24 protein-coding genes are annotated in these 24,702 nt (G+C 66.4%); 21 read left to right on the forward strand and 3 right to left on the reverse strand.

Annotated elements, in window-relative coordinates:
* Positions 1 to 77: 77 nt before the first annotated feature.
* On the reverse strand, positions 78 to 3,251 hold the full coding sequence (locus AC3AP7_RS03360; RefSeq protein ID WP_475765586.1) for an Rne/Rng family ribonuclease: 3,174 nt from the start codon (positions 3,249 to 3,251) through the stop codon (positions 78 to 80).
* 726 nt (positions 3,252 to 3,977) lie between these two features.
* On the opposite strand from AC3AP7_RS03360, the gene AC3AP7_RS03365 reads away from it, so the two are divergent.
* The 4 genes from AC3AP7_RS03365 (at position 3,978) to AC3AP7_RS03380 (ending at position 7,111) form a co-directional block, all read left to right on the forward strand.
* Entirely contained in the window at positions 3,978 to 5,003 is a 1,026-nt protein-coding gene (locus tag AC3AP7_RS03365) for an RluA family pseudouridine synthase (RefSeq protein ID WP_475765582.1), read from the forward strand.
* Positions 4,996 to 5,655 carry an HAD-IIIA family hydrolase gene (locus AC3AP7_RS03370; protein ID WP_475765580.1) on the forward strand — a complete coding sequence of 220 codons (660 nt, stop codon included), beginning with the start codon at positions 4,996 to 4,998 and terminating at the stop codon, positions 5,653 to 5,655. The genes AC3AP7_RS03365 and AC3AP7_RS03370 overlap by 8 nt, the downstream gene beginning before the upstream one ends.
* The gene (locus AC3AP7_RS03375; RefSeq protein ID WP_475765578.1) at positions 5,652 to 6,047 is read left to right on the forward strand and encodes a Rieske (2Fe-2S) protein; all 396 of its coding nucleotides are present in this window, start codon (positions 5,652 to 5,654) and stop codon (positions 6,045 to 6,047) included. The genes AC3AP7_RS03370 and AC3AP7_RS03375 overlap by 4 nt, the downstream gene beginning before the upstream one ends.
* Before the next feature lie 62 nt (positions 6,048 to 6,109).
* A complete protein-coding gene (locus AC3AP7_RS03380; protein ID WP_475765576.1) occupies positions 6,110 to 7,111 on the forward strand; it encodes a S49 family peptidase in 1,002 nt (333 codons plus the stop codon).
* A 28-nt stretch (positions 7,112 to 7,139) separates the two neighbouring features.
* Here the strand turns inward: AC3AP7_RS03380 and AC3AP7_RS03385 are convergent, their stop codons facing one another.
* Both AC3AP7_RS03385 and AC3AP7_RS03390 read right to left on the reverse strand, forming a co-directional pair.
* Positions 7,140 to 7,859, reverse strand: a complete 720-nt coding sequence (locus AC3AP7_RS03385) for an SAM-dependent methyltransferase (RefSeq protein WP_475765574.1) — start codon at positions 7,857 to 7,859, stop codon at positions 7,140 to 7,142.
* Entirely contained in the window at positions 7,856 to 8,476 is a 621-nt protein-coding gene (locus AC3AP7_RS03390) for a Maf-like protein (RefSeq protein WP_475765572.1), read from the reverse strand. The genes AC3AP7_RS03385 and AC3AP7_RS03390 overlap by 4 nt, the downstream gene beginning before the upstream one ends.
* A 287-nt stretch (positions 8,477 to 8,763) precedes the next feature.
* Here AC3AP7_RS03390 and AC3AP7_RS03395 point away from each other — a divergent pair, with 287 nt between their 5' ends.
* The 17 genes from AC3AP7_RS03395 to rnc all read left to right on the forward strand — a co-directional run bounded on the left by AC3AP7_RS03395 (position 8,764) and on the right by rnc (position 24,648).
* A complete protein-coding gene (locus tag AC3AP7_RS03395) occupies positions 8,764 to 9,402 on the forward strand; it encodes a DUF177 domain-containing protein (RefSeq protein WP_475765570.1) in 639 nt (212 codons plus the stop codon).
* 99 nt (positions 9,403 to 9,501) lie between these two features.
* On the forward strand, positions 9,502 to 9,681 hold the full coding sequence (gene rpmF / locus AC3AP7_RS03400; RefSeq protein ID WP_120344197.1) for a 50S ribosomal protein L32: 180 nt from the start codon (positions 9,502 to 9,504) through the stop codon (positions 9,679 to 9,681).
* A gap of 124 nt (positions 9,682 to 9,805) precedes the next feature.
* Positions 9,806 to 10,921 carry a phosphate acyltransferase PlsX gene (gene plsX / locus AC3AP7_RS03405; RefSeq protein ID WP_475765568.1) on the forward strand — a complete coding sequence of 372 codons (1,116 nt, stop codon included), beginning with the start codon at positions 9,806 to 9,808 and terminating at the stop codon, positions 10,919 to 10,921.
* The gene (locus tag AC3AP7_RS03410) at positions 10,921 to 11,910 is read left to right on the forward strand and encodes a beta-ketoacyl-ACP synthase III (RefSeq protein WP_475765565.1); all 990 of its coding nucleotides are present in this window, start codon (positions 10,921 to 10,923) and stop codon (positions 11,908 to 11,910) included. The genes plsX and AC3AP7_RS03410 overlap by 1 nt, the downstream gene beginning before the upstream one ends.
* A 104-nt stretch (positions 11,911 to 12,014) precedes the next feature.
* Positions 12,015 to 12,947: an ACP S-malonyltransferase gene (gene fabD, locus AC3AP7_RS03415; protein WP_475765563.1), complete on the forward strand. Its 933-nt coding sequence runs from the start codon at positions 12,015 to 12,017 to the stop codon at positions 12,945 to 12,947.
* Between the two features lie 60 nt (positions 12,948 to 13,007).
* The gene (fabG, locus tag AC3AP7_RS03420; RefSeq protein ID WP_475765562.1) at positions 13,008 to 13,757 is read left to right on the forward strand and encodes a 3-oxoacyl-ACP reductase FabG; all 750 of its coding nucleotides are present in this window, start codon (positions 13,008 to 13,010) and stop codon (positions 13,755 to 13,757) included.
* A gap of 149 nt (positions 13,758 to 13,906) precedes the next feature.
* Positions 13,907 to 14,146 carry an acyl carrier protein gene (gene acpP / locus AC3AP7_RS03425; protein WP_004197638.1) on the forward strand — a complete coding sequence of 80 codons (240 nt, stop codon included), beginning with the start codon at positions 13,907 to 13,909 and terminating at the stop codon, positions 14,144 to 14,146.
* Positions 14,147 to 14,389: 243 nt separating this feature from the next.
* Positions 14,390 to 15,628: a beta-ketoacyl-ACP synthase II gene (gene fabF / locus AC3AP7_RS03430; RefSeq protein WP_475765557.1), complete on the forward strand. Its 1,239-nt coding sequence runs from the start codon at positions 14,390 to 14,392 to the stop codon at positions 15,626 to 15,628.
* 64 nt (positions 15,629 to 15,692) lie between these two features.
* Positions 15,693 to 16,127: a protein YgfX gene (locus AC3AP7_RS03435; RefSeq protein WP_475765555.1), complete on the forward strand. Its 435-nt coding sequence runs from the start codon at positions 15,693 to 15,695 to the stop codon at positions 16,125 to 16,127.
* A 107-nt stretch (positions 16,128 to 16,234) separates the two neighbouring features.
* Positions 16,235 to 16,834 (forward strand): RNA polymerase sigma factor RpoE, encoded by a 600-nt coding sequence (gene rpoE / locus AC3AP7_RS03440; RefSeq protein WP_172311280.1) that lies wholly within the window; start codon positions 16,235 to 16,237, stop codon positions 16,832 to 16,834.
* An 88-nt stretch (positions 16,835 to 16,922) separates the two neighbouring features.
* Positions 16,923 to 17,540 (forward strand): sigma-E factor negative regulatory protein, encoded by a 618-nt coding sequence (locus tag AC3AP7_RS03445; protein WP_475765552.1) that lies wholly within the window; start codon positions 16,923 to 16,925, stop codon positions 17,538 to 17,540.
* A gap of 5 nt (positions 17,541 to 17,545) precedes the next feature.
* Entirely contained in the window at positions 17,546 to 18,589 is a 1,044-nt protein-coding gene (locus AC3AP7_RS03450; RefSeq protein WP_475765550.1) for a MucB/RseB C-terminal domain-containing protein, read from the forward strand.
* 30 nt (positions 18,590 to 18,619) lie between these two features.
* Positions 18,620 to 20,152, forward strand: a complete 1,533-nt coding sequence (locus tag AC3AP7_RS03455; protein WP_475765547.1) for a DegQ family serine endoprotease — start codon at positions 18,620 to 18,622, stop codon at positions 20,150 to 20,152.
* The gene (locus tag AC3AP7_RS03460; protein ID WP_475765543.1) at positions 20,149 to 20,403 is read left to right on the forward strand and encodes a glutaredoxin family protein; all 255 of its coding nucleotides are present in this window, start codon (positions 20,149 to 20,151) and stop codon (positions 20,401 to 20,403) included. The genes AC3AP7_RS03455 and AC3AP7_RS03460 overlap by 4 nt, the downstream gene beginning before the upstream one ends.
* A 153-nt stretch (positions 20,404 to 20,556) precedes the next feature.
* A complete protein-coding gene (gene lepA, locus AC3AP7_RS03465) occupies positions 20,557 to 22,350 on the forward strand; it encodes a translation elongation factor 4 (protein WP_475765542.1) in 1,794 nt (597 codons plus the stop codon).
* A gap of 18 nt (positions 22,351 to 22,368) precedes the next feature.
* Positions 22,369 to 23,262 (forward strand): signal peptidase I, encoded by an 894-nt coding sequence (lepB, locus tag AC3AP7_RS03470; protein ID WP_475765539.1) that lies wholly within the window; start codon positions 22,369 to 22,371, stop codon positions 23,260 to 23,262.
* 162 nt (positions 23,263 to 23,424) lie between these two features.
* Positions 23,425 to 24,648, forward strand: a complete 1,224-nt coding sequence (rnc, locus tag AC3AP7_RS03475) for a ribonuclease III (protein WP_475765537.1) — start codon at positions 23,425 to 23,427, stop codon at positions 24,646 to 24,648.
* The last annotated feature ends 54 nt before the right edge of the window (positions 24,649 to 24,702 follow it).

Consider the following 24,702-nt stretch of genomic DNA (forward strand, 5'->3'; position numbering starts at 1 on the left):
AGGCCACGGGGACAAAAAAGCCTGCCCCGGAGGGCAGGCTGTGCGCACCGATACGGGTGGCGGGGCTGGCGCGCCGCTTACTGCGGATGCCGGGCCGTTTCGACCTGCTGCATCGGCGTGGTGTCCACCGGCGGCAGCGATTTGCGCTCGCGCGGCACGCGGGCCGGCTTGACCGTCTGCGCAGCCGCTTCCTGCGCGGCGCGCAGCTTGTCGGCGTCCGTGTTCACCCAGATCAGGCCAGCGTGCGCGAGTACCGGCTGGAGCGTTTCCGGCGACAGTGCCGGGCGGGCCGGCGCGCCGGTGACGGGCCGGGCCGGCTCGACGGCCGGCGCCGCGGCTGCTTCGACTTCGCGCGTTGCCGGCTGCGCTGCTTCATCCGCGACGGGCGCGGACGCCGGTTCGGCGACGTCGACGGAAGCGCCAGCCGGTTGCGCGGGCACTGTCGCGTCGCCCGACGGTGCGATAGCCGGTGCTTCGGCCGCCGGCGCTTCGGCAGCGACGTCGGGCTCACGCGTGGGTTCAACTGCAGGCCCAACTGGGGGCTCAACCTCGGCCTCAACCGCGGCGGGCGCGGTGACGACCGGTTGCGTGACATCCGGTTGCGGCGCGACGTAGGCTTCAGCGCCGAGCGGCACTTGCGGCACTTCTTCCGGTTCGACCGCGACGGCCGGTGCCGCGGCGAGAGCCGGCGCGTCTGCGTGCTGGCCGGACGCAGCGGCGTGAGCCGTCCCGGTAGCGGTGACGTCGACCGGTGCGTCGGCAGGTGCCGGCACACTTTCCGCAGCGACCGTGCCTTCCTGCGCCGCAGCCTCGACGGATGCGCCTTCAGCCGTGTCCGCGCCGGTGCCGTTCGCCAGGTCTTCCTCGCGCTCGCGGCGGCCGCCACGGCGGCCACGACGGCGGCGACGACGCTCTTCGCCGTCGCGTGCAAGGGTTTCCTGCTCGGCGGCAGCATTTGCTTCGACCCCCGCGGAGGCGTTCTGCACCAGCGTTTCGCCGGACATGTCATCCGACATTTCGCTCGGGTTCAGCGCCTCGACGGCTTCGCTTGTCTGCCGGCGACGCTCGCCGCGCTCGCGACGTTCGCCGCGCGCGGCGGTTTCCGCCGCGTCGCCGCGTTCGGCACGCTCCTGCGCGCGATTTTCGCGCGGCTCACGGGTCTCGCGGGTCTCGCGCGCCTCGCGGCCGGCACGCGGCTCACGTGCCTCGCGCGGTTCCCTCGGCTCCCGGGGTTCGCGTGCTTCGCGGGTTTCCCGTGCCTCCCGTGCCTCGCGCGGCTCGCGTCCTTCCCGCGCTTCGCGTTCCTCGCGGCGCTGCGACGCCTGGGCCGGACGGCCATTGCCGCTCGCCGCTTCGGCGCGCGCTGCACCGTCGCGACCGGGCGCGCCGCGACGATTGCGATTGCGCTCGCCGTTGCGTTCACCCCGTTCGCCGCGCTCGCCGCGTTCGGGACGCGCCTCGCCGCGCGCCGGGCGCTCGCTCTTTTCCGCAGCCGCCGGGGCGGTTTGCACCGGTGCGGCCGGTGCGGCGCCAAACAGCTTCTTCAGCCAGCCGATGAAGCCGCCGCTGGCCGGCGCGACCGCCACCGGAGCAGCCGTCGGCGCAGGGCGCGGCGGGGCGCTCGGCGCCGGCTTCTCGGGCGTGATGCCCTTCACGGCCGCTTCCTGCTTCGGCTTCACTTCGGTGGTGCGCTTGCTGTAGCCGGTTTCCGATTCGAGCTCGCGGGCTGCTTCTTCGGCCATCTTCCACGATGCGCGCGGATCGTCGAGACGCGCGTCGTCGTGACGCAGGCGTTCGAGCTTGTAGTGCGGCGTGTCGAGATGCTTGTTCGGAATCAGGACGACGTTCACCTTGAAGCGCGATTCGATCTTGTTGATCTCGGCACGTTTCTCGTTCAGCAGGAAGGCGGTGACCTCGACCGGCACCTGGCAGTGAATCGCCGCGGTGTTCTCCTTCATGGCCTCTTCCTGAATGATCCGCAGCACCTGCAGCGCGGACGATTCGGTATCGCGGATGTGGCCGGTGCCGTTGCAGCGCGGGCAGGTCACGTGGCTGCCTTCCGACAGCGCCGGGCGCAGCCGCTGGCGCGACAGCTCCATCAGGCCGAAGCGCGAGATCTTGCCCATCTGCACGCGTGCGCGGTCGTGCTTCAGCGCGTCTTTCAGGCGCTGCTCGACTTCGCGCTGGCTCTTGGCCGACTCCATGTCGATGAAGTCGATCACGATCAGCCCGCCCAGGTCGCGCAGGCGCAACTGGCGCGCGACTTCGTCGGCGGCTTCGAGATTGGTGCGCGCGGCGGTTTCCTCGATGTCCGCGCCCTTGGTCGCACGCGCCGAGTTCACGTCGATCGCGACGAGCGCCTCGGTGTGGTCGATCACGATCGCGCCGCCCGACGGCAGCGGCACGGTGCGCGAGTACGCGGTCTCGATCTGGTGTTCGATCTGGAAGCGCGAGAAGAGCGGCACGTCGTCGTGGTAGCGCTTCACCTTGCCGACGTTGTCCGGCATCACGATGTCCATGAAGGCGCGCGCCTGGTCATGGATTTCGGTCGTGTCGATCAGGATCTCGCCGATGTCCGGCTGGAAGTAGTCCCGGATCGCGCGGATCACGAGGCTCGACTCCAGATAGATCAGCATCGGCTGGCCTTGCGCGCCGCTTTGCGACGCGGCTTCGATCGCGCGCCACAGCTGCATCAGGTAGTTCAGATCCCACTGCAGCTCTTCGGCGGAGCGGCCGATGCCGGCCGTGCGCGCGATGATGCTCATCCCCTCGGGCAACTGCAGCTGCGCCATCGTCTCGCGCAGCTCCTGGCGGTCGTCGCCCTCGATGCGGCGCGATACGCCGCCGCCGCGCGGGTTGTTCGGCATCAGCACCAGATAGCGGCCCGCGAGCGAGATGAACGTGGTGAGGGCCGCGCCCTTGTTGCCGCGCTCTTCCTTCTCGACCTGGACGATCAGCTCCTGCCCTTCGCGCAGCGCGTCCTGGATGCGCGCGCTGCGCATCTCGACGCCGTCGCGGAAGTACTGGCGCGCGACCTCCTTGAACGGCAGAAAGCCGTGGCGGTCCTCGCCGTAGTTCACGAAGCAGGCTTCGAGCGACGGCTCGATGCGGGTGATGATGCCCTTGTAGATGTTGCCTTTGCGCTGTTCGCGCCCGGCGGTTTCGATATCGATGTCGATGAGTTTTTGCCCATCGACGATGGCAACGCGCAGTTCTTCCTGCTGCGTCGCATTGAACAACATGCGTTTCATGGAACGGCTCCAGAGCGGCTGCGCCGGCCCGACGCCCGCGTTTGTCGGACGCAGGAGCGGTCTCGGCGACGGCGTGCCGCGCCTTGTTGTGTTTTCACACGTACGCTGGAGCGGGAAAAATGGCGGGGAGAATTGCCTGGGAGGGCACGCTCCATTGACAAGGACGCGTTGCCGCAGGGCACATGCGAACACGGCTTCAAATCATGGCCCGACACGCCGCGGAGGCTGCCTGCCGGCCCACTGCGGCCCGCGCCCACTCATGCCGGTGCGCCCGCGGGGCGCGTGACCGGAGGGGGCGAAGCCGAGGGCCGGGCGGCAACCGGAAGTTCGCGCAAACGGCGCGTCTTTTCCTGCCGGGGGTGTCTCGCCTCATTTTGACGTCGCCATGCCCTGCACACTCTGCAGGACGCCTCGGGCGCACGCCGTATTTTCGCAACCGGGAGCTTCGGGCCGCGGGCGTGTGGCCGCTCGCGCGCAAGGCTCCCGATTAAATTCTTTCTTGCCAAAATTCCGTTACCGTCGGAGCCGGCCCCTGCCGAACGCGCCTGTGGGCGCTGTCCCTGCCGGGCACGGATTCCGTGCGTACGACTTGTTGCATCTCTTCGGACGGGTGAGCAACCAGACCCGGGCGCAAGTAAAATGATGGTTTATCGCTTGCGCCGGCGCGGCCCGGAGGCACGGACAGGAGTCCGGGCGCCGCAGGCCGCTCGCCAAATTATATTCAGAATGAAAGAGTTAGGCAAAATATCCCAGAAAAGGGTCGCAAGTGATCAGGTTTCGATGATCGAAATCGATGACGGGGCGGCCGGGCAGCGCATCGACAACTTCCTGCTGCGCGTCTGCAAGGGCGTGCCGAAGAGCCATATTTACCGCATTTTGCGCAGCGGCGAAGTGCGCGTGAACAAGGGGCGGGTCGACGCGCAGTATCGCCTCGTCCACGGCGATCTCGTGCGCGTGCCGCCGGTCCGCGTCGCGGAGGCGAGCGCGCCGGCCATTCCGGCCACGGTGCGCGCCGGCCACTTCGAGATCCTGTTCGAGGACGAGCACCTGCTGGTGATCGACAAGCCGGCCGGCGTCGCCGTGCACGGCGGCAGCGGCGTCGCGTACGGCGTCATCGAGCAGATGCGCGAGGCGCGGCCGCAGGCGAAATTTCTCGAACTGGTGCATCGGCTCGACCGCGAGACCTCCGGTATCCTGATGCTCGCCAAGCGCCGCGCCGCGCTCGTCGACCTGCACGCGCAGATTCGCGAGAACCGCGTCGACAAGCGCTATCAGGCGTGCGTGCACGGCGTCTGGGAGAGCGGCTGGGGGCGTCGGCGCGCGGTGCGCGAGCCGCTGCACAAGTATCTGACCCCGGAGGGCGAGCGGCGCGTCCGGGTACAGCCCGACGGCCTGCCGTCGCATACGGTCTTCAACCTGCTGCAGCGCTGGCCGGCGTTCGCGCTGCTCGAAGCGGAACTGAAGACCGGGCGCACCCATCAGATCCGCGTGCATCTCGCCCATCTTGGCCTGCCGATTGCCGGCGACGCCAAGTACGGCGACTTTGCGCTGAACAAGGCGCTTGCGCGCGCCGGCGCGCGTCCCGGGCTGAAGCGGATGTTCCTGCACGCGTGGCGCATCGGGCTGACCCATCCGGCGAGCGGCGCGCCGCTGCGCTTCGAGGCGCCGCTGCCGGCCGAGTGCCGGCGCTTCGTCGAGCAGCTCACCGAACTGAACGAGGGCTCCGCCCCGGAGACGCTTACGCATGGCTAGAGAGCAATTCGATCTGATCGTCTTCGACTGGGACGGCACGCTGATGGACTCGACCGCGCACATCACGCGCAGCATCCAGATGGCATGCCGCGATCTCGGCCTGCCCGTGCCGGCCGACGAAGCCGCGAGCTACGTCATCGGCCTTGGGCTGCGCGATGCGCTGCAGATCGCCGCGCCGACGCTCGCGCCGGCCGAGTATCCGCGTCTCGCCGAGCGCTATCGCTACCACTATCTGATCAAGGACCAGACCACGGAGCTGTTCGCGGGCGTGCGCGAGATGCTGCAGGAACTGCGCGAGCAGGGCTATCTGCTCGCGGTCGCCACCGGCAAGAGCCGTGTCGGACTGAATCGCGCGCTCGACCAGGCGCGCCTCACGAGCCTGTTCGACGGCACGCGCTGCGCCGACGAGACCTTCTCGAAGCCGCATCCGGCGATGCTGCACGAGCTGACCCGTGAACTGGGGCAGGATCCGGCGCGCACGGTAATGGTCGGCGACACGACGCACGACCTGCAGATGGCGCTCAACGCGGGCGTCGCGGGCATCGGCGTGACCTATGGCGCGCATCCGGCCGCGTCGCTCGTCGCGCTCGCGCCGAAGTACGTGGCGAGCAGCGTGGTGGCGCTCGCCGCCTGGCTGCGCGAGCACGCATGAGCGAGCCGGTGCAGCCGGGCGCGGTACGCGTGTGCGCGTCCGCCGAACTCGTCGAGGGCGGCGCGGGGCAGCGGGTGGCGGCCATTCACGCGGGCGCCGAGGCGGTGGTGTTCTTCGTGCGCTACGGCGGGCGCGCGTACGGTTATCTGAACCGCTGCGCGCACGTGCCGATCGAACTCGACTGGGCCGAGGGCCAGTTCTTCGAATCGTCGGGGTTATACTTGATGTGCGCCACGCATGGCGCCATCTACGCGCCGGACACGGGCCGATGTGCCGGCGGCCCGTGTCGCGGCGGCAGGTTGCGTCCGGTCGAGGTCGACGAGCGGGATACGCCCGAAGGCCGTGCGGTATTCTGGCTGCCGGACGGCGAGTTGCGTCCGGCCGCTTGCTGAATGTGCTTTCTGAGCGCTTCGTGAGTGCTTCATAGCGCTTCCTGACCCCTCATCCACCACGCATGGCCGACCATCCGACTCCCGACGCTTCGTCATCCGTCCCAACCGGGCCTCTGTCTTCACCGGCCGGCGAGCCGGGCTGGGAGCGCGCCGCGCTCGAACGGATCGCGCTCGCCGCGCTCCACGAGCAGCGCGCCGCGCGGCGCTGGAAAATCTTTTTCCGCTTCGTCTACATCGGCCTGTTCCTCGTGGTGATCTGGGGGGTGTTCGATTTTTCGGGCGAGAAGGTCGGCACTACCGGGCGACACACGGCACTCGTGTCCCTTGACGGAGAAATCGCCGCCGATAGCAATGCGAACGCCGAAGATATCGATTCGGCGCTCGATAGCGCCTTCGCGGACGCGGGAACGGCGGGCGTCATTCTGAGCTGCAACAGCCCGGGGGGCAGCCCGGTGCAGGCGAGCATCATCAACGGCGAAATCCGCCGGCTGCGCCATCAATATCCGTCGATCCCGCTGTATGCGGTGGTCGGCGACATGTGCGCGTCCGGCGGCTACTACGCGGTCGCGGCGGCGGACAAGATCTACGTCAATCCGGCCAGCATCGTCGGCTCGATCGGCGTGCTGATGGACGGCTTCGGCTTCACCGGCCTGATGGACAAGCTCGGCGTCGAGCGGCGCCTGCGCACATCGGGGGCGAACAAGGGCTTTTACGACCCGTTCTCGCCCGATACGCCGCAGATGGACGCGCACGCGCAGCAGATGCTCGACCAGATCCACCAGCAGTTCATCGCGGCGGTGCGCGAAGGGCGCGGCAAGCGTCTGCACGAAACGCCGGACATTTTCTCGGGGCTCTTCTGGACCGGCCAGCAGAGTGTCGCGATGGGTCTCGCCGACGGCTTCGGAGACGACCATTCGGTTGCGCGCGACATCATCAAGGCGCCGGAGATCGTCGACTACACGATCAAGGAAAGCCTGACCGACCGGGTTGCGCGCAGGTTCGGCGCGGCCGTCGGCCACGCCGCCGTGCACGCGGTGTTGCCCGCCGGGCTGAGCCTGCGCTAGGCGCCCGGCGGACAGGCGTCCGGAGGCGTCAGAGCGCGAGCAGCAGGAAGATCGCGGGACGCTTGTGCAGGTCGGGCGCCGCGGCTTTCTTCCAGCTCGACGCCGGTCGGCTGACCACCGTCTCGGTCGGCAGGGTCAGATCGATCGCGACGCAGATCAGGGTGGACGGCGCGCAGCTTGCAAGCAGCGTGTCGAGCAGGGCCTTGTTGCGATATGGGGTCTCGATGAAGATCTGCGTCTGTTTTGCCTTGCGCGACTGCTGTTCCAGTTCGCGCAGGCGTTTCGCCCGTTCGCCGGCGTCCACCGGCAGATAGCCGTGAAACGCAAAGCTCTGTCCGTTCAGGCCCGAAGCCATCAGCGCGAGCAGGATCGAACTGGGGCCGACCAGCGGCACCACCTTCACGCCGCGCTCGTGCGCACGCCGCACCAGTAATGCGCCCGGATCGGCCACCGCCGGGCAGCCTGCCTCCGACACGAGCCCCGCATCGGTGCCGCCCAGCAGCGGGGCGAGCAGGCGGTCGATCTCGCCCGCGGGCGTATTGACGTTCAGCTCGCGGATCTCGATTTCCTGGATGGGCCGCTCGGTCCCGACCTTTTTCAGGAACGCGCGCGTCGTCTTCGCATTTTCGCCGATGTAATAGCTCAGGACGGCTGCGCGGGCGCGCACCGTCGCGGGCAGCACGGCGTCGAGCGCGGCGGCGTCTCCGTCGCCGAGCGTGTTCGGAATCAGATAGAGCGTGCCGCTCATCGCGCCTCCTTCAGAAGCGGATAGCCCGCGGCGAGCAGCATGTCGGTCAACGCGATCAGCGGCAGGCCGATCAGTGCGGTGGGGTCGTTCGCCTCGATGGTATCGAGCAGCGCGATGCCGAGCCCCTCGGCCTTTGCGCTGCCCGCGACGTCATAGGGCGTCTCCGCGCGCAGGTAGGCGTCGAGCAGCGCGTCGGGCAGGTCGCGAAAGCGCACTTTCGTGACGACGTCGCGCGTCTGCGCGCGCGCGTCGCGGCTGTCGAACAGGCACAGCGCGCTGTGAAACAGCACGTCGCGGCCGCGCATGGCTTGCAGTTGCGCGAGCGCCCGGTCGTGGGTGCCGGGTTTGCCGAGCTGCAGTCCGTCGTAAGTGGCGACCTGATCGGCGCCGATTACGAGCGCCTGCCCGCCGGGAGCGAGTTGCGCGGCGACCGCGCGCGCCTTGGCTTCGGCGAGGCGCAGGGCCGTTGCTTCGGGGGCTTCGCCGGCCTGCGGCGTCTCGTCGAGGGCGGGCACGACGACGTCGAACGGAATCCGCAGGCGTTCGAGAAGCGTGCGCCGGTAGGGCGAACTCGACGCCAGAATCAGGCGGGGCGGGCGGGGCAGGGTATCCGGCATGGTGAATCGGCGGCAGGGAAGGACGGGCCGCGGACGCTTGCGCATCCGCGGGCTTAAGTGTTTGACGCGTAAAGATAAAGCGGATATGATTTTAGGCTTTTCATCGGTGCGGGTCGGGTTTTGCCCGCCCTGTCCGGGCGAGCGGCTGGCGCGGATCCGGCCTGTGCATAACGGCTTGCCCGGGGCTCGCCCGGCTGTATCGGGTCTGCGCCGGGGCGCACGGGGCCAGAACGGCCGTTCCGAAGCAACCCAACCCGGGCCAACGCAAGGCTGACGCAGGAGCGCACATGACTGAACATTCCGGCAAACCTGCGGGTCTGATCGACCCGCATGCTTTCGATCTGTTCGAGTTCGCTCGCAGCGGGCGGCAGGCCGCGGGCGTCGTGCGCGTCTTGCAACTGCCGCGCATGTTAAACGAAGTGCCGGCGGAAGCGCCAGCGCGCGACAGCGCGTTCACCTGGCAAGCCGAAGGGTCGACGCAGCCGGAGTTGCAGGACGACGGCACCGAGGGGCCGCAGCCGTATCTGAGGCTGGCGCTTCACGGTTCGGCGTGGCTCGCGTGTCAGCGTTGTCTCGCGCCGTACGAGCAGTCGTTCAACGTCGACGCGACGTACCGGATCGTCGAGTCCGAGGCGCAGGCCGACGAGTTTCCGCTCGACGAAGATGAGCTCGATGTGATCGTGGGTTCGAAGCATTTCGATCTCATCGACCTGATCGAAGAAGAACTGCTGTTGTCGCTGCCGCTGGTGCCGCGGCACGATGTCTGCCCCGAAGTGCACGAGTCCCTCGTGTCCGGCGCGGGCGAGGGCGGCGGGGAGGGCGAGTCGCAGGAACCGGGCGAGCCCGGCGAGACGCCGGCGCGGCCCAACCCGTTTGCGGCGCTGGGCGCGCTGAAGAAGGGCGACCCGGACGGCACGAAGCACTGAACAGTAGCATGGGAGCGCGATGCGGCGCGTCGGCCATCCGGCCAGTGACGATGGCGTTATCGGGCTGTGTTAGAATCCGGAAAATTTTTAGGAGTTATCATGGCAGTCCAACAGAACAAGAAGTCGCCGTCGAAGCGCGGCATGCACCGCTCGCACGATTTCCTGAGCGCCGCGCCGCTGGCCGTCGAGCCGAGCACGGGTGAAGTGCACCTGCGCCATCACATCAGCCCGAACGGCTACTATCGCGGCAAGAAAGTCGTCAAGACGAAGAACGACTAATCGCTTCATTGCGATGCGCCTTGCGGCGTTTCGTGTGGCGACCGACTCGCTTGACATTTTCCCGGCTCATCAGAAAGGCGGCATTTCACTGCCGCTTTTTTGTGCCTGAAATTCGTCGCATTCCATGACAGTAAAGCTCACGATTGATTGCATGGGAGGCGACCACGGCCCGTCCGTGACCGTTCCCGCCGCCGTCAGTTTCGTTCGTTCGCATGCCGATGCGCAGCTCACGCTGGTCGGCATCGAGAGTGCGATTCGCGCCCAGCTGAAAAAGCTCAAGGCGGAAGGCGATCCTGCGCTCGCCGTCGTGCCCGCTTCCGAGATCGTCGAAATGGACGATCCGGTCGAGGTCGCGCTGCGCAAGAAGAAGGACTCGTCGATGCGCGTCGCGCTCAATCGCGTCAAGGACGGCGAGGCGCAGGCGTGTATCTCGGCGGGCAACACGGGCGCGCTGATGGCGGTGTCGCGCTATGTGCTGAAAACGCTGCCGGGCATCGAGCGTCCGGCGATTGCGTTCGCGCTGCCGAATCCGAGCGGCTACACGATGATGCTCGACCTCGGCGCCAACGTCGACTGCGAGCCGCAGCATCTGCTGCAGTTCGCGGAGATGGGGCACGCGCTCGTCGCCGCGCTCGAAGGCAAGGAGCGCCCGACCATCGGCCTGCTCAACATCGGCGAAGAAGTCATCAAGGGCAACGAGACGATCCGCCGCGCCGGCGAGCTGCTGCGCGCAAGCACGCTGAATTTCTACGGCAACGTCGAAGGCGACGACATCTACAAGGGCACGACGGACGTGATCGTCTGCGACGGCTTCGTCGGCAACGTCGCGCTGAAGACGTCGGAAGGCCTCGCGCAGATGCTCAACAACTTCATCAAGGAAGAATTCGGCCGCTCGTGGCTCACCCGGGTCATGGCCATCCTTGCGCTGCCGGTGCTGCTGCGTTTCAAGAAGCGCGTCGATCATCGCCAGTACAACGGGGCGGCGCTGCTCGGCCTGCGCAGTCTCGTGATCAAGAGCCACGGCTCCGCGGATGCCTACGCGTTTGAGTGGGCGATCAAACGCGGGTATGATGCCGTCAAAAATGGCGTGCTGGAGCGCCTTGCGCGGGCAATGGAAGAGAATGCCGGCTCTCTCGAGCAGGCATCCCGCGACGCAGGCGACGCAAGCGGCGCGGGTTGCGCAAGCCCGGCCGCCGGCCAGCCTGCCGAGCCCTACGCTGCGCTACCCTCGAAGGCATAATGGCTGAACCGACTCTCTATTCCCGCGTGCTGGGCACCGGCAGTTATCTGCCGCCCGCGCGCGTCACCAACCAGGCGCTCACGGAGCGCCTGGCAAAGCAAGGCGTCGAAACCAGCGACGAGTGGATCGTCGCCCGCACCGGCATTCACGCGCGCCACTTCGCCGAACCCGACGTGACGTCCAGCGACCTCGCGCTGTTCGCGGCGCGCCGCGCGATCGAAGCGGCCGACGTCGATCCGCAGTCGATCGATCTGATCATTGTCGCGACCTCCACGCCCGACTTCGTGTTTCCGAGCACGGCATGCCTGTTGCAGAACAAGCTCGGAATCCGCAATAACGGCGCGGCCTTCGACGTGCAAGCGGTCTGCTCCGGTTTTGCCTACGCGCTCGCCACGGCGGACAGCTTCATTCGCAGCGGCCAGCATCGCACCGCGCTCGTGATCGGCACCGAAACGTTTTCCCGCCTGCTCGATTTCAGCGACCGCACCACCTGCGTGCTGTTTGGCGACGGCGCCGGCGCGGTGATCCTCGGCGCGTCCCCGGAACCGGGCGTGCTCGCGAGCGCGCTGCATGCGGACGGCAGTCACGCGAACATTCTCTGCACGCCGGGCAACGTGCACGGCGGCGTGATTGCCGGCAGCGCGTTTCTGCACATGGACGGGCAGGCGGTGTTCAAGCTCGCGGTCAACGTGCTCGAGAAGGTCGCGATCGAGGCACTCGACAAGGCGGGCCTCACGTCAAGCCAGGTCGACTGGCTGATTCCGCACCAGGCCAATATCCGTATCATGCAGAGCACGTGCCGCAAGCTCGGTCTGCCGCAGGAGCGGATGGTCGCCACGGTGGGCGAGCACGGCAATACGTCGGCGGCGTCCATTCCGCTCGCGTTCGACGTCGCGGTGCGCGACGGGCGCATCCAGCGCGGCCAGAACGTCCTGATCGAGGGCGTCGGCGGCGGCTTCACCTGGGGCGCATCGGTCATCCGCTACTGATCTGGAAACGGCGGCCATGGCGTCGTCACGCCGCCGGCAGCGTGCTGCCGCGTGATCGTTTCGGCGCAGTGCCGCGTCCGGATACATCGAATTTTGGGGACGTTATGAAATTTGCGTTCGTATTTCCCGGCCAGGGGTCGCAGGCGGTCGGCATGCTCAACGCGTTCGCCGACCACCCGGTCGTGCGCGAAACGCTGCAGGAAGCTTCCGACGCGCTCGGTCAGGATCTGGGCAAGCTGATCGCCGAAGGGCCGGCCGAAGAGTTGAATCTCACCAGCAACACGCAGCCCGTCATGCTGACGGCCGCGTACGCGATCTTCCGTGCGTGGCAGGCCGCGGGCGGCCCGGCGCCGTCGATCGTCGCGGGTCACAGCCTGGGTGAATATACGGCGCTCGCCGCAGCCGGTGCGCTCGCATTCGGCGACGCGGTGCCGCTCGTGCGGTTTCGCGCGCAGGCGATGCAGACTGCCGTGCCGGTCGGCGTCGGCGCGATGGCCGCGATCCTGGGTCTCGACGACGACACCGTGCGCGCGGTCTGCGCCGAAGCGTCGGCGGCGGGCGTGGTCGAAGCGGTCAATTTCAATGCGCCGGCGCAGGTCGTGATCGCGGGCCACAAGGCCGCTGTCGAGAAGGCCTGCGAGATCGCGAAGAGCAAGGGCGCAAAGCGCGCGTTGCCGTTGCCGGTATCGGCGCCGTTTCACTCGTCGCTGCTCAAGCCGGCATCGGACCAGTTGCGCGAATATCTCGCGAGCGTCGACGTGCGCGTGCCGCAGATTCCGGTCATCAACAACGTGGATGTCGCGATCGTCAACGAGCCGGCGGCGATCAAGGACGCGCTGGTGCGTCAGGCGGCGGGGCCGGTGCGCTGGGTGGAATGCGTGCAGGCGATGGCCGCGCAGGGCGTCACGCACGTGATCGAATGCGGTCCGGGCAAGGTGCTGGCGGGTCTCACGAAGCGCATCGACGGCAATCTGGTGGGCGGCTCGGTGTTCGATCCCGCCTCGCTCGACGACACGCTGAAGCTCGTGGCAGGCTGAGCGCCGCCCGCGCTCGCGCGAATCTATCAACAGCCCCTTGCGGGCCATCCGGACTGACAGATGGAAATGAATCTCGACAAGCAGATCGCGGTCGTGACAGGCGCGTCGCGCGGCATTGGCCGGGCGATCGCGCTGGAGCTCGCGCGCCGCGGCGCGACGGTGATCGGCACCGCGACGAGCGAAAGCGGCGCCGCCGCGATTAGCGAAGCATTCGCTGCGGCGGACCTGGCCGGCCGCGGTGCGAAGCTCGACGTCAACGACGCCGCCGCGGCCGATGCGCTGATCGATGCGACCGTCAAGGAATTCGGGCGGCTGGATATTCTCGTGAACAATGCCGGCATCACGAACGATCAGCTCGCGATGCGCATGAAGGACGAGGACTGGGACGCGGTGCTCGACACGAACCTGAAGGCCGTGTTCCGGCTCGCGCGCGCCGTGCTGCGCCCGATGATGAAGGCGCGCGGCGGCCGCATCGTCAACATCACGTCGGTGGTGGGCGCCACGGGCAATCCGGGCCAGGTCAACTACGCGGCGGCGAAGGCCGGCGTGGCCGGCATGACGCGCGCGCTCGCGCGCGAGATCGGCAGCCGCAACATCACCGTGAACTGCGTGGCCCCGGGCTTCATCGACACCGACATGACGAAGTCGCTGCCCGACGAGCAGCAGGCCGCGCTAAAAAGCCAGATTCCGCTCGGCCGCCTCGGCAGCCCGGACGACATCGCGCAGGCCGTGGCGTTTCTCGCTTCGCCGCAGGCCGGCTACATCACGGGCACCACGCTGCACGTGAACGGCGGCATGTACATGTCTTGACGGAATTCGGGTACTATCCGCGCCGTGACGCGCTCATGCCTGTCGCGCGCAAGTGCCTTGACGAAGCCGTGTGCCGCTTTTTTGCCAGGGCAAACCTGATAAAATGCGCGCACCTGTATTTTTGAACTTCTTTTCCCTCGGAGGGGTTAATGGACAATATCGAACAGCGCGTCAAGAAGATCGTCGCGGAACAACTGGGCGTTGCGGAAGCGGAAATCAAGAACGAAGCATCGTTCGTGAACGATCTTGGCGCTGACTCGCTCGACACTGTCGAACTCGTGATGGCCCTCGAAGACGAATTCGGCATGGAAATCCCGGATGAAGAGGCTGAGAAGATCACGACCGTTCAGCAAGCGATCGATTACGCTCGCGCGAACGTCAAGGCCTGAGTTCATTCTCACCCGCGTTGCTGGTCTGGCGGCGCGTGATGCCCTGTCGCGCCGGGTTGGGTCGCTCGCGGGGATCATGCGGCGGCCCATGGCGCCGGCAGCGGGAATACCGGCGCGGGGCCGTGCAAATGCGCCAGTACGGTTGCCCGCTCGACTTACCGGTCAACAGCCACAGGGCTCACAGGGCAGATTCCTGTGGCCCCTGTGGCTTTTGCTTTTGTCATCTATGAAAATGAGGTTACTGTGACTCGTCGTCGTGTTGTTGTGACAGGCTTGGGGCTGATCTCGCCTGTCGGCAATAATGTTGCCGACGGCTGGGCCAATCTGGTTGCCGGCAAGTCGGGCATTGCCGACATCACGAAGTTCGACGCGTCGAACTTCTCGACCCGCTTCGCCGGCGAAGTGAAGGGCTTCAATATCGAAGACTATGTGCCCGGTAAGGAAGCGCGCCATATGGATACCTTCATCCATTACGGCGTGGCTGCCGGCATCCAGGCGATGCAGGACAGCGGCCTCGAAGTGACGGAAGCGAATGCGGAGCGCGTCGGCGTCGTCGTCGGCTCCGGCATCGGCGGCCTGCCGATGATCGAGAATACCCAGACCGAACTGCTCAACCGCGGCCCGCGTCGCATCTCGCCGTTCTTCGTGCCGGCTTCGATCATCAACATGATTTCGGGGCACCTGTCGATCCGCTTCGGCATCAAGGGCCCGAATCTGGCGATCGTGACCGCGTGTACCACCGGTCTGCATTGCATCGGCGAGGCTTCGCGCCTGATCGAATACGGCGACGCCGACGTGATGATCGCCGGCGGCGCCGAATCCACCGTGTCGCCGCTCGGCATCGGCGGTTTCGCGGCCGCGCGCGCGCTGTCGCAGCGCAATGACGATCCGGCGACCGCGAGCCGTCCGTGGGACAAGGACCGCGACGGCTTCGTGCTCGGCGAAGGCGCTGGCGTGATGGTGCTCGAAGAGTACGAGCATGCCAAGGCGCGCGGCGCGAAGATCTATGCCGAAGTGGGCGGCTATGGAATGAGCGGCGACGCGTATCACATGACCGCGCCGCTCGAAGACGGCGACGGCGCGCGGCGGTGCATGCTCGCGGCGCTCAGGAATGCCGGCGTCAACACCGGCGAGGTGAATTACCTGAATGCGCACGGCACCTCGACGCCGCTCGGCGACCTGGCCGAGACCACCGGCATCAAGCGCGCGTTCGGCGATCACGCGAAGGGGATCGTCGTCAATTCGACGAAATCGATGACCGGCCACCTGCTGGGCGGCGCGGGCGGCCTCGAATCGGTCTTCACGGTTCTCGCGGTGCACCACCAGGTATCGCCGCCGACGATCAACATCTTCAACCAGGACCCGGAGTGCGACCTGGACTACTGCGCGAACGAGGCGCGGCAGATGAAGATCGACGTGGCGCTGAAGAACTCGTTCGGGTTCGGCGGCACGAACGGCACGCTGGTATTCCGGCGCGTCTGAACGGGCGGGCCGGTTGACCTCCGGGGCACGCTCGCCGGGTGCAGCGCGCAACCTTTCCGCCGGAGTGGCGGAAGGCGGCGCGTCATTCGCGCTGCGGCCGTCGGCCGCAGTGTGGGTGATCACGGCCTGTCTTGTGCTGATTGCCGCGGCGGCGCTCTACAGCAGTCTGGCGGCCCGGCTCGGCCTGCTCGGGGCGGCGCCGGCCGCCCTGGCGGTGCTCGCCGGACTCGTGCTTGCCGCGCGCCGGTGCCGTCAGCGCGAAGCGGGCATGGTTAAAATCGGGCCGGATGGTCTGGTGGTCCGGGACCGGCTCGGGCGCCTGCGCGCCCACGGCGCGGTCGCCGGTTGCGTGCGGTGGGGCGGCTGGCTGCTCGTGATCGAGTTGCGCGGCGCGACAGGGCGCCGCCAGACCGTGCTGATTCCGGCGGATGCGCTGCCTGCCGCGGCCTTCCGCGTGCTGGCCGCGCTGGGGCGCACGCATGCGCGGGTGTCGCTGTAACGTCTGTAACCGCTGTTACCGAACGCAGTGCCCGATTAAGCGTGACGCCGTGACAGGGACGCTACAATGGTGCCCCGCGATGCACCCCAAGTGAACGGATTTATCAGGTGAGCGAAAAAGAAATCGACCAGTTGCTGGTAGAGCGCGTTCAGAAAGGCGACAAGGCTGCGTTCGAGCTACTGGTCACCAAATATCATCGCAAGATCCTCCGGCTGATCTCGAGGCTCGTGCGGGACCCTGCCGAAGTCGAGGACGTCGCACAGGACGCGTTCATCAAGGCCTACCGCGCGCTGCCCCAGTTTCGCGGCGAATCGGCTTTCTATACATGGTTGTACCGGATTGCGGTCAATACCGCGAAAAACTACCTTGCGACCCAGGGACGTCGGGCGCCGACGTCCACCGAAGCGGACGCTGAAGAAGCTGAAACTTTCTCGGATGCCGACCAACTAAGGGATATCAACACGCCCGAGTCGATGTTGATGAGCAAGCAGATCGCCGAGACGGTCAATGCGGCGATGGCGGTGCTGCCCGAGGAGTTGCGCACCGCCATTACGCTGCGCGAGATTGAAGGGTTGAGCTACGAAGAAATCGCCGAGATGATGGGTTGCCCGATCGGCACGGTCAGATCACGAATTTTTCGCGCTCGCGAAGCCATTGCGGCAAAATTGCGTCCATTGCTTGACACACCCGAGGGCAAGCGCTGGTAATCAGCCAGCCGCCGCCTGCGGGACAATGGCGTGATCTTTGGGTCAGGTGGTGTCACCAGGGGTTGTCTGTAAGAAGATGGGGAGCATCATGGGGTCGGTCTCGATGCAATCGCAAGCCAGCTCGCGAGGCGAGCGTCTGTCTGCTTTCGTCGACGGCGAGCTGTCCGGCGAAGTGCATCTGAATGAATTCGTTGCCGGGCTCGATCAGGACGATCGGGCGACGTGGTCGCATTACCATCTGATCGGCGACGCACTGCGCTCGGACGATCTGGCGGTCAAGCCGGCTGCGAGCAGCGCGTTTCTTGCCGGTTTCGCCGCGCGCCTCGAGCAGGAGCCGCATGTGCTGGCGCCGGCCGCCGCGCAACGGCGCCCGGGCACGCTGCGTCGGCGCGTCGTGCCGGCCTTCGCGGTCGCCGCCGCCGCCGCGATGCTCACGTGGATCGTCGTGCCGCAGTTGCAGGGCGTGACGGGCGGCGCGGGCGCGAGTCAGCTCGCGTCGGGGCAGCCGCAGGGCGACGCGCTGCGGCGTGTCGCGATGTCGCCGGTGCAGGCCGTCGCCGCACAGCCGGTCGCGGCGGTGAACATCATCCGCGACGCCAGCCTCGACCAGTATCTCGAAGCTCATCAGCAATTCGCGCAGCAACCGGTCATGCCGGGTGTCATGCCGCTGATCCGTACCTCCGCCACGACCAGCCAGGGCCAATAAGTCTGATGCAGACACTGCGGTTGAATAAAATAACGCTTTGGGGACGGCTGCCTGCCTTGCTGCTTTGTGCAGCCGTATTGCTGTCCGCCGCACCGCGTGTCTTTGCGCAACCTGACGATCCGCTCGCCGTCCGCCACACGGCGTCCGACTGGCTCAACCGGATTCATCAGGCCGCCCAGCAGGAAAACTACGAAGGCGTGTTCGTCTATCAGCGCGGCAGTTTCGTGCAGACCTCGCGCATCGTGCATTACGCGACCCAGAACGACGGCGAGTTCGAGGAACTCGAGAGCCTCGACGGCAAGCCGCACCGGATGCTGCGCCATAACGACGATCTGTACACGTTCATCCCGGAACGGCATTTGTGCATTGTCGAAAAGCGTCAAAACAAGGATTCGTTCCCGTCGCTGCTGGCGGCCAGCACCGATGACGTGCTGGCGGTCTACCGGCCGAAGCTGCTTGGCACCGACCGCGTGGCGGGCATCGACAGCAACGTGCTGGAACTCGAACCGCGCGACGCCTACCGGTTCGCCTACAAGCTGTGGGCCGACCGGAAAACCGGTCTGCTGCTGCGCGCACAGACGCTGGACGCGAGCGGTCAGGTGCTCGAACAGCTCTCCTTCACGCAGGTCAGCATCGGCGTGCCGGTCGACAAGGCGCCGATCGTCAATGGCATTCGCAACACGGCGGGCTGGACGATCGTGCATCCGCCCGTCGAGCCGGTCGACATGGAAGCGCAGGGCTGGCAGATCCACTCGCCGGTGGCAGGCTTTCACAAGATTCGCGAGCTGCGCCGCCCGATGGCTGCAAGCGATCCGAAAGAGCCGCCCATCCCGGTCGATCAGGCGGTATTTACCGACGGCCTCGCGGCGATTTCGGTGTTCGTGGAGCCGGTCGAAAACAATACCCGCAAGGAAGGCGAGGGCAGCAGCGGCGCGACGCACGTGCTGGTCAAGCGTCGCGGCAACTTCTGGATCACGCTGCTCGGCGAAGTGCCCCAGGCCACATTGCAGCAATTTGCGTCTGCCATAGAATATAAAGCTCCCAGGTAGGGTTCCCCGCATTCCTCGGTCCGCTACGATATGACGATTTCCTCGGTGCGCAATTTCCTCGCGGCCGCGGCGGTGGCAGTTTGCCTGCCGCTCGTGCCGCATGGCGCGTGGGCGGCTCCTGCCGCCAGTCTCCCGGACTTCACCGATCTCGTCGACAAGGTCGGGCCGGCCGTCGTGAATATCCGCACCACGACGCGCATATCGGATAGCGGTGTCGCGCGTGGCGTTCCGCCGGGGATGAACGACGGCGACATGTCCGATTTTTTTCGGCGCTTCTTCGGTATTCCGATGCCGCAGCAGCCGGGCGCGCCGCAGGGCAATGACAACGGGGATAGCGCCGGCGGTGGCGGGGGCGGGGGCAGCAGCGGTAGTCAGGACGTGCCGGATAATTCCGACGGCGAGCAAAGCAGCGGCGTCGGCTCCGGCTTCATCCTGTCGCCGGACGGCTACGTGATGACCAATGCGCACGTGGTCGACGACGCCGACAACATCTACGTGACGCTGACAGACAAGCGCGAATTCAAGGCGAAGCTGGTCGGCGTCGACGACCGGACCGACGTCGCTGTCGTGAAAATCAATGCGACGAATCTGCCGTCGGTGGTGATCGGTGATTCGAACAAGGTCCGCGTGGGCGAATGGGTGGTCGCCATCGGCTCGCCGTTCGGCCTCGAAAACACGGTGACCGCCGGCATCGTCAGCGCGAAGGGGCGCGATACCGGCGACTATCTGCCGTTCATCCAGACGGACGTTGCCGTCAACCCGGGCAACTCGGGCGGTCCGCTGATCAACATGCAGGGCGAGGTGATCGGCATCAATTCGCAGATCTACAGCCGCACCGGCGGCTTCATGGGCATTTCGTTCGCGATCCCGATCGACGAGGCGATGCGCGTGGCCGATCAGCTCGAGACCACGGGGCACGTCGTGCGCGGGCGGATTGCGGTGGCGATCGGCGAAGTGACCGAGGACGTGGCCGAATCGCTGGGCCTGCCGTCCGCCGAGGGCGCGCTGGTGAGCAGCGTGGAGCCGGGCGGTCCGGCCGACAAGGCCGGCGTGCAGCCGGGCGACATCATTCTGAAGTTCAACGGCAGGAGCGTCGAGAACGCAACCGACCTGCCTCGCATGGTCGGCGAAACCAAACCGGGCACGAAGGCGACCATCACGCTGTGGCGCAAGGGGCAGACGCGCGAATTGCCGATCACGGTCGCCGAAATGCAGCCGGACAAGACGGTGAAAACCGGTGACAGTCCGGTGCCGCCGCCGAGGCCGCGCGCGACCAATGCATTGGGGATCGCGGTCGGCGATCTGTCCGCGAGCCAGCTGAAGTCGTTGAAAATCCATGGCGGCGTGCGGATCGAACAGGTCGACGGACCGGCGGCGCGGGCCGGCCTGCAGAAGGGCGACATCATCCTGCGGGTGGGCGACACGGACATCACGAGCGCGCGGCAGTTCGACCAGCTCACCGCGCACCTCGACTCGCAGAAGCTCGTGGCGGTGCTCGTGCGCCGCGGCGACAACACGCAGTTCGTGCCGCTGCGCCCTCGCGGCGGCGCCGCGCAGAAATGAGCGCGGCGGCCTCGCTCGTGCTGTACGGGCGCGCGTGGTGCCATCTGTGCGAAGACATGCAGGCCGCGCTGGAGCCGCTTCTGGCGGAGTACGGCGCGCAACTGCAGAGCGTCGACATCGACGCGGACCCGGCGCTGCTCGCGCGATACGACGAGCTCGTTCCGGTGCTGGTGTGCGATGGCGTCGAATTGTGCCGCTATCGCCTCGACGCGCCCCGGGTTCGGGCCGCGTTGTCGACGCATCCGCGCTAGCGCGGCGTAGCCGGTGCGCGCACGCGCATGCCGGCGGAGGTCAAGGATGCCGGGGCACCGGCGTTTTCGGCTAAAATACGGAAGTTTTGCACCTATTGACAAGGCGTGCTCTGCAATTGTCCGAGCGCGCCTTTTTCGCTTGATCGGCACTGAATGGATCATATTCGTAACTTTTCGATCATTGCGCACATCGACCATGGCAAGTCGACGCTCGCCGATCGCATCATCCAGATTTGCGGGGGCCTGTCGGACCGCGAGATGGAAGCCCAGGTACTCGACTCGATGGACCTCGAGCGCGAGCGCGGCATCACCATCAAGGCGCAGACGGCGGCGCTCGCCTATCGCGCCCGCGACGGAAAGGTCTACAACCTGAACATGATCGACACGCCGGGGCACGTCGATTTTTCGTACGAGGTCAGCCGCTCGCTGTCCGCGTGCGAAGGCGCGCTGCTGGTGGTGGACGCGAGCCAGGGCGTCGAGGCGCAGACGGTGGCGAACTGCTACACCGCGATCGAGCTGGGTGTCGAGGTCGTGCCGGTGCTGAACAAGATCGACCTGCCGGCGGCCAATCCGGAGAACGCGATTGCCGAGATCGAGGACGTGATCGGCATCGACGCGGCCGACGCGACGCATTGCAGCGCGAAGACCGGCCTCGGCGTCGAAGACGTGCTCGAGGCGCTGATCGCCAGGGTGCCGCCGCCCAAGGGCGATCCCGAGGCGCCGCTGCAGGCGCTCATCATCGATTCCTGGTTCGACAACTACGTCGGCGTCGTGATGCTCGTGCGCCTCGTCAACGGCACGCTGCGCCCGAAGGACCGGATTCGCCTGATGGCGACCGGCGCACAGTATCCGGTCGAGCATATCGGCGTGTTCACGCCGAAGTCGAAGAATCTCGAACAGCTGTCGGCGGGGCAGGTCGGCTTCATCATCGCCGGCATCAAGGAGCTGGCCGCGGCGAAGGTCGGCGACACCGTCACGCTGGTCACGAATCCGGCGCCCGCACCGCTGCCCGGCTTCAAGGAAGTGAAGCCGCAGGTGTTCGCCGGCCTCTACCCGGTCGAGGCGAACCAGTACGACGCGCTGCGCGAGTCGCTGGAGAAGCTCAAGCTCAACGACGCATCGCTGCAGTACGAACCGGAAGTGTCGCAGGCACTGGGCTTTGGCTTCCGCTGCGGATTCCTTGGCTTGCTGCACATGGAGATCGTCCAGGAACGGCTCGAACGCGAGTTCGACATGGACCTGATCACGACCGCGCCTACCGTCGTGTACGAGGTGCTGCAGCGGGACGGCTCCGTCCTGATGGTCGAGAATCCGGCGAAGATGCCCGAGCCGTCGCGTATCGAGGAAGTGCGCGAGCCGATCGTCACGGTCAACCTGTACATGCCGCAGGAGTACGTCGGCGCGGTGATCACGCTGTGCACGCAAAAGCGCGGCGCGCAGATCAACATGCAGTATCACGGCCGCCAGGTCCAGCTCACGTACGAGATTCCGATGGCGGAGATCGTGCTCGACTTCTTCGACCGCCTGAAGTCGGTGTCGCGCGGTTATGCGTCGATGGACTACGAGTTCAAGGAGTATCGCGCGGCCGACGTGGTGAAGGTCGACATGCTGATCAACGGCGACAAGGTCGACGCGCTGTCGGTCATCGTGCACCGCTCGCAGAGCCAGTTCCGCGGCCGCGAGGTGGCCGCCAAGATGCGCGAGCTGATTCCGCGCCAGATGTACGACGTGGCGATCCAGGCGACGATCGGCTCGAACATCATCGCGCGCGAGAACATCAAGGCTTTGCGTAAGAATGTGCTGGCAAAATGCTACGGCGGCGACATCACCCGTAAGAAGAAACTGCTCGAAAAGCAGAAGGCGGGCAAGAAGCGGATGAAGCAGGTCGGGACCGTCGAGATTCCGCAGGAGGCTTTCCTTGCGATCCTGCGCGTCGAAGACAAATAACACGAAAAACGGAACGTTATGAATTTTGAGCTGATTCTTTTTGTGCTCGTCGTCGTGACGGGCGTCGCATGGGTGGCCGACAAGCTGTTTTTTCTGCCGCGCCGGCGGCGGGCGGCGGAGGCCGCGGTGGTCGAGTTCGACCGTCAGCAGGCCCGCGTGGGCGAGCGTTTCGCCGATGAAAACGCGCCGCAGACGCGTGCGCATCTGCGCGACGAAAAGCTGCGCCAGCCGTGGTGGCTCGAATACACGGCCAGCTTTTTCCCGGTGATTCTGGTCGTGTTCCTCGTGCGCTCGTTCGTCGTGGAGCCGTTCAAGATTCCGTCCGGCTCGATGGTGCCGACACTGCTGGTCGGCGATTTCATCCTCGTGAACAAGTACGAATACGGCCTGCGCCTGCCGATCACGAATACGAAGATCACCGAGGGCCGGCCGCTGGAGCGCGGCGACGTGGTGGTGTTCCGCTATCCGAAGGACCAGTCGGTCGACTACATCAAGCGGGTGATCGGCCTGCCGGGCGATGTCGTGAGCTACGAGGACAAGCATCTGACAATCAACGGCAAGCCCGTGCCGGAAACGCCGCTGCCCGACTTCTTCGACGAAGAGAGCGTGAGCTACGCGAAGCAGTACCGGGAAGACCTGTTCGGCCCGACGAACCGCATCCTCAACAATCCGGCCGTGCCGCCGTTCATCATCGGCGCGGAGGATTTTCCTTACCGCAACAACTGCACGTATGACGCGCACGGCGTGACCTGCAAGGTGCCGCCCGGCCATTACTTCATGATGGGCGACAACCGCGATAACAGTGCGGATAGCCGCTATTGGGGCTTTGTGCCGGACCAGAATATCGTGGGCCGCGCATTCTTTATCTGGATGAACTTCAGCAATCTGAAGCGCATCGGGCCGATCCATTAACGTCTCATTGCACTTGCCGCGCGTCACGCCGTGCCCGGCTCATCCGGGGCGCGGCGTGTTGGCATCCCACTTTAAAAATCCGCGGTAAGGTCGCATCACCACGCTTTTCCGTCGGCCGCTCCGCGTTTTCGCCGGGGCGGGCGCCCGCGTTATACTCTGCCCATGCCCCTATCTCCGTTGGAAAGCCGTTTGCGCTATGAATTTCGCAATGCGGAATTATTGCGTCAGGCTCTCACTCATCGCAGTCATAGCGCCACACATAACGAGCGGCTCGAGTTTCTCGGCGATTCCGTTCTGAATTGTGCGGTGGCTGCGCTTTTGTTCCAACGTTTCGGCAAGCTGGACGAGGGCGACCTGTCGCGCGTTCGCGCCAATCTGGTCAAACAGCAGTCGCTGTATGAAATCGCTCAGGCCCTGAATATCTCGGAAGGGCTGCGGCTCGGCGAAGGCGAGTTGCGCAGCGGCGGCTTTCGCCGTCCGTCGATCCTCGCGGATACCTTCGAAGCCATTCTCGGCGCCATTTTTCTGGACGGCGGCTTCGAGGCCGCGCAGACCGTCATCAAACGGCTTTACGTGCCGATTCTCGATCACATCGATCCGCGCACGCTCGGCAAAGACGCGAAAACGTTGCTGCAGGAGTATCTGCAGGGCCACAAGATCGCGTTGCCGACGTACACCGTCATCGCGACGCATGGTGCGGCGCACAATCAGCAGTTCGAAGTCGAATGCACGGTGCCCAAGCTCGAGGTGAAGGTGTCGGGTTCGGGCGCGAGCCGTCGCGCGGCCGAGCAGGCGGCGGCGAAAAAAGCGCTCGAAGAGGTGATGGCGGTCGCGCCGGCCGTGGTCGCGAAGCCGCGCCGCTCGAAGAACGCGCGCGCGGCGCGGCAAGCCGAGCCGGAGATCGTGCCGGGGGTGGCCGGCGTACAGGCGGCGCTCGATCTGCGCACGCCCGATCGCAAGAGCGAGCGTCACCCGCGCGGCGACGCGAGGCCGGCCGAAGCGGGCAGCGAGCGCGCGGCGAACGCGCCGCTCGCCGTGATGCGGGCCGCTCACGTCGAATACAGCGCGCAAGCCGGGGCGGACAAGGAAAAAGCCGAGCGTAGCGAAAAGACGGAAAAAGCCGACAGAATCGCGGATAAAGCCATGGAGAAGCCGGTGGAACGTGCCGATTCCACGCTGCGCGCCGCGGACCGGCCGGCCGAGAGGGCCGCCGAGCGGCCCGACCGCCCGCCGGAAAAAGTCTCCGACAAAGCCCCAGACAAGGCCGCCGACAAACCGCTCGCGCCGCGCCCGCGCGAACTCGCACAAGGTGCCGCCTCCGCTGCCGAACTCGAACCCGGTGTGGCCGGCGCGGTATCGAGCCGCGTCGCCGACGCCGGCCACTGACGCCACCGGCGTGCGGCTTGCCGCGCGCCTGCACACGACTTCCGCAGTCGCCCG

The sequence above is a fragment of the Paraburkholderia sp. PAMB 6770 genome (genome assembly GCF_057748135.1).

What these genes read in the sequence shown, in the direction of transcription:
- AC3AP7_RS03360 (WP_475765586.1), bottom strand. Translation starts at nt 3,251, where the DNA reads ATGAAACGCATGTTGTTCAATGCGACGCAGCAGGAAGAACTGCGCGTT.
- AC3AP7_RS03365 (WP_475765582.1), top strand. Translation starts at nt 3,978, where the DNA reads ATGAAAGAGTTAGGCAAAATATCCCAGAAAAGGGTCGCAAGTGATCAG.
- AC3AP7_RS03370 (WP_475765580.1), top strand. Translation starts at nt 4,996, where the DNA reads ATGGCTAGAGAGCAATTCGATCTGATCGTCTTCGACTGGGACGGCACG.
- AC3AP7_RS03375 (WP_475765578.1), top strand. Translation starts at nt 5,652, where the DNA reads ATGAGCGAGCCGGTGCAGCCGGGCGCGGTACGCGTGTGCGCGTCCGCC.
- AC3AP7_RS03380 (WP_475765576.1), top strand. Translation starts at nt 6,110, where the DNA reads ATGGCCGACCATCCGACTCCCGACGCTTCGTCATCCGTCCCAACCGGG.
- AC3AP7_RS03385 (WP_475765574.1), bottom strand. Translation starts at nt 7,859, where the DNA reads ATGAGCGGCACGCTCTATCTGATTCCGAACACGCTCGGCGACGGAGAC.
- AC3AP7_RS03390 (WP_475765572.1), bottom strand. Translation starts at nt 8,476, where the DNA reads ATGCCGGATACCCTGCCCCGCCCGCCCCGCCTGATTCTGGCGTCGAGT.
- AC3AP7_RS03395 (WP_475765570.1), top strand. Translation starts at nt 8,764, where the DNA reads ATGACTGAACATTCCGGCAAACCTGCGGGTCTGATCGACCCGCATGCT.
- rpmF (WP_120344197.1), top strand. Translation starts at nt 9,502, where the DNA reads ATGGCAGTCCAACAGAACAAGAAGTCGCCGTCGAAGCGCGGCATGCAC.
- plsX (WP_475765568.1), top strand. Translation starts at nt 9,806, where the DNA reads ATGACAGTAAAGCTCACGATTGATTGCATGGGAGGCGACCACGGCCCG.
- AC3AP7_RS03410 (WP_475765565.1), top strand. Translation starts at nt 10,921, where the DNA reads ATGGCTGAACCGACTCTCTATTCCCGCGTGCTGGGCACCGGCAGTTAT.
- fabD (WP_475765563.1), top strand. Translation starts at nt 12,015, where the DNA reads ATGAAATTTGCGTTCGTATTTCCCGGCCAGGGGTCGCAGGCGGTCGGC.
- fabG (WP_475765562.1), top strand. Translation starts at nt 13,008, where the DNA reads ATGGAAATGAATCTCGACAAGCAGATCGCGGTCGTGACAGGCGCGTCG.
- acpP (WP_004197638.1), top strand. Translation starts at nt 13,907, where the DNA reads ATGGACAATATCGAACAGCGCGTCAAGAAGATCGTCGCGGAACAACTG.
- AC3AP7_RS03445 (WP_475765552.1), top strand. Translation starts at nt 16,923, where the DNA reads ATGGGGTCGGTCTCGATGCAATCGCAAGCCAGCTCGCGAGGCGAGCGT.
- AC3AP7_RS03450 (WP_475765550.1), top strand. Translation starts at nt 17,546, where the DNA reads ATGCAGACACTGCGGTTGAATAAAATAACGCTTTGGGGACGGCTGCCT.
- AC3AP7_RS03455 (WP_475765547.1), top strand. Translation starts at nt 18,620, where the DNA reads ATGACGATTTCCTCGGTGCGCAATTTCCTCGCGGCCGCGGCGGTGGCA.
- AC3AP7_RS03460 (WP_475765543.1), top strand. Translation starts at nt 20,149, where the DNA reads ATGAGCGCGGCGGCCTCGCTCGTGCTGTACGGGCGCGCGTGGTGCCAT.
- lepA (WP_475765542.1), top strand. Translation starts at nt 20,557, where the DNA reads ATGGATCATATTCGTAACTTTTCGATCATTGCGCACATCGACCATGGC.
- lepB (WP_475765539.1), top strand. Translation starts at nt 22,369, where the DNA reads ATGAATTTTGAGCTGATTCTTTTTGTGCTCGTCGTCGTGACGGGCGTC.
- rnc (WP_475765537.1), top strand. Translation starts at nt 23,425, where the DNA reads ATGCCCCTATCTCCGTTGGAAAGCCGTTTGCGCTATGAATTTCGCAAT.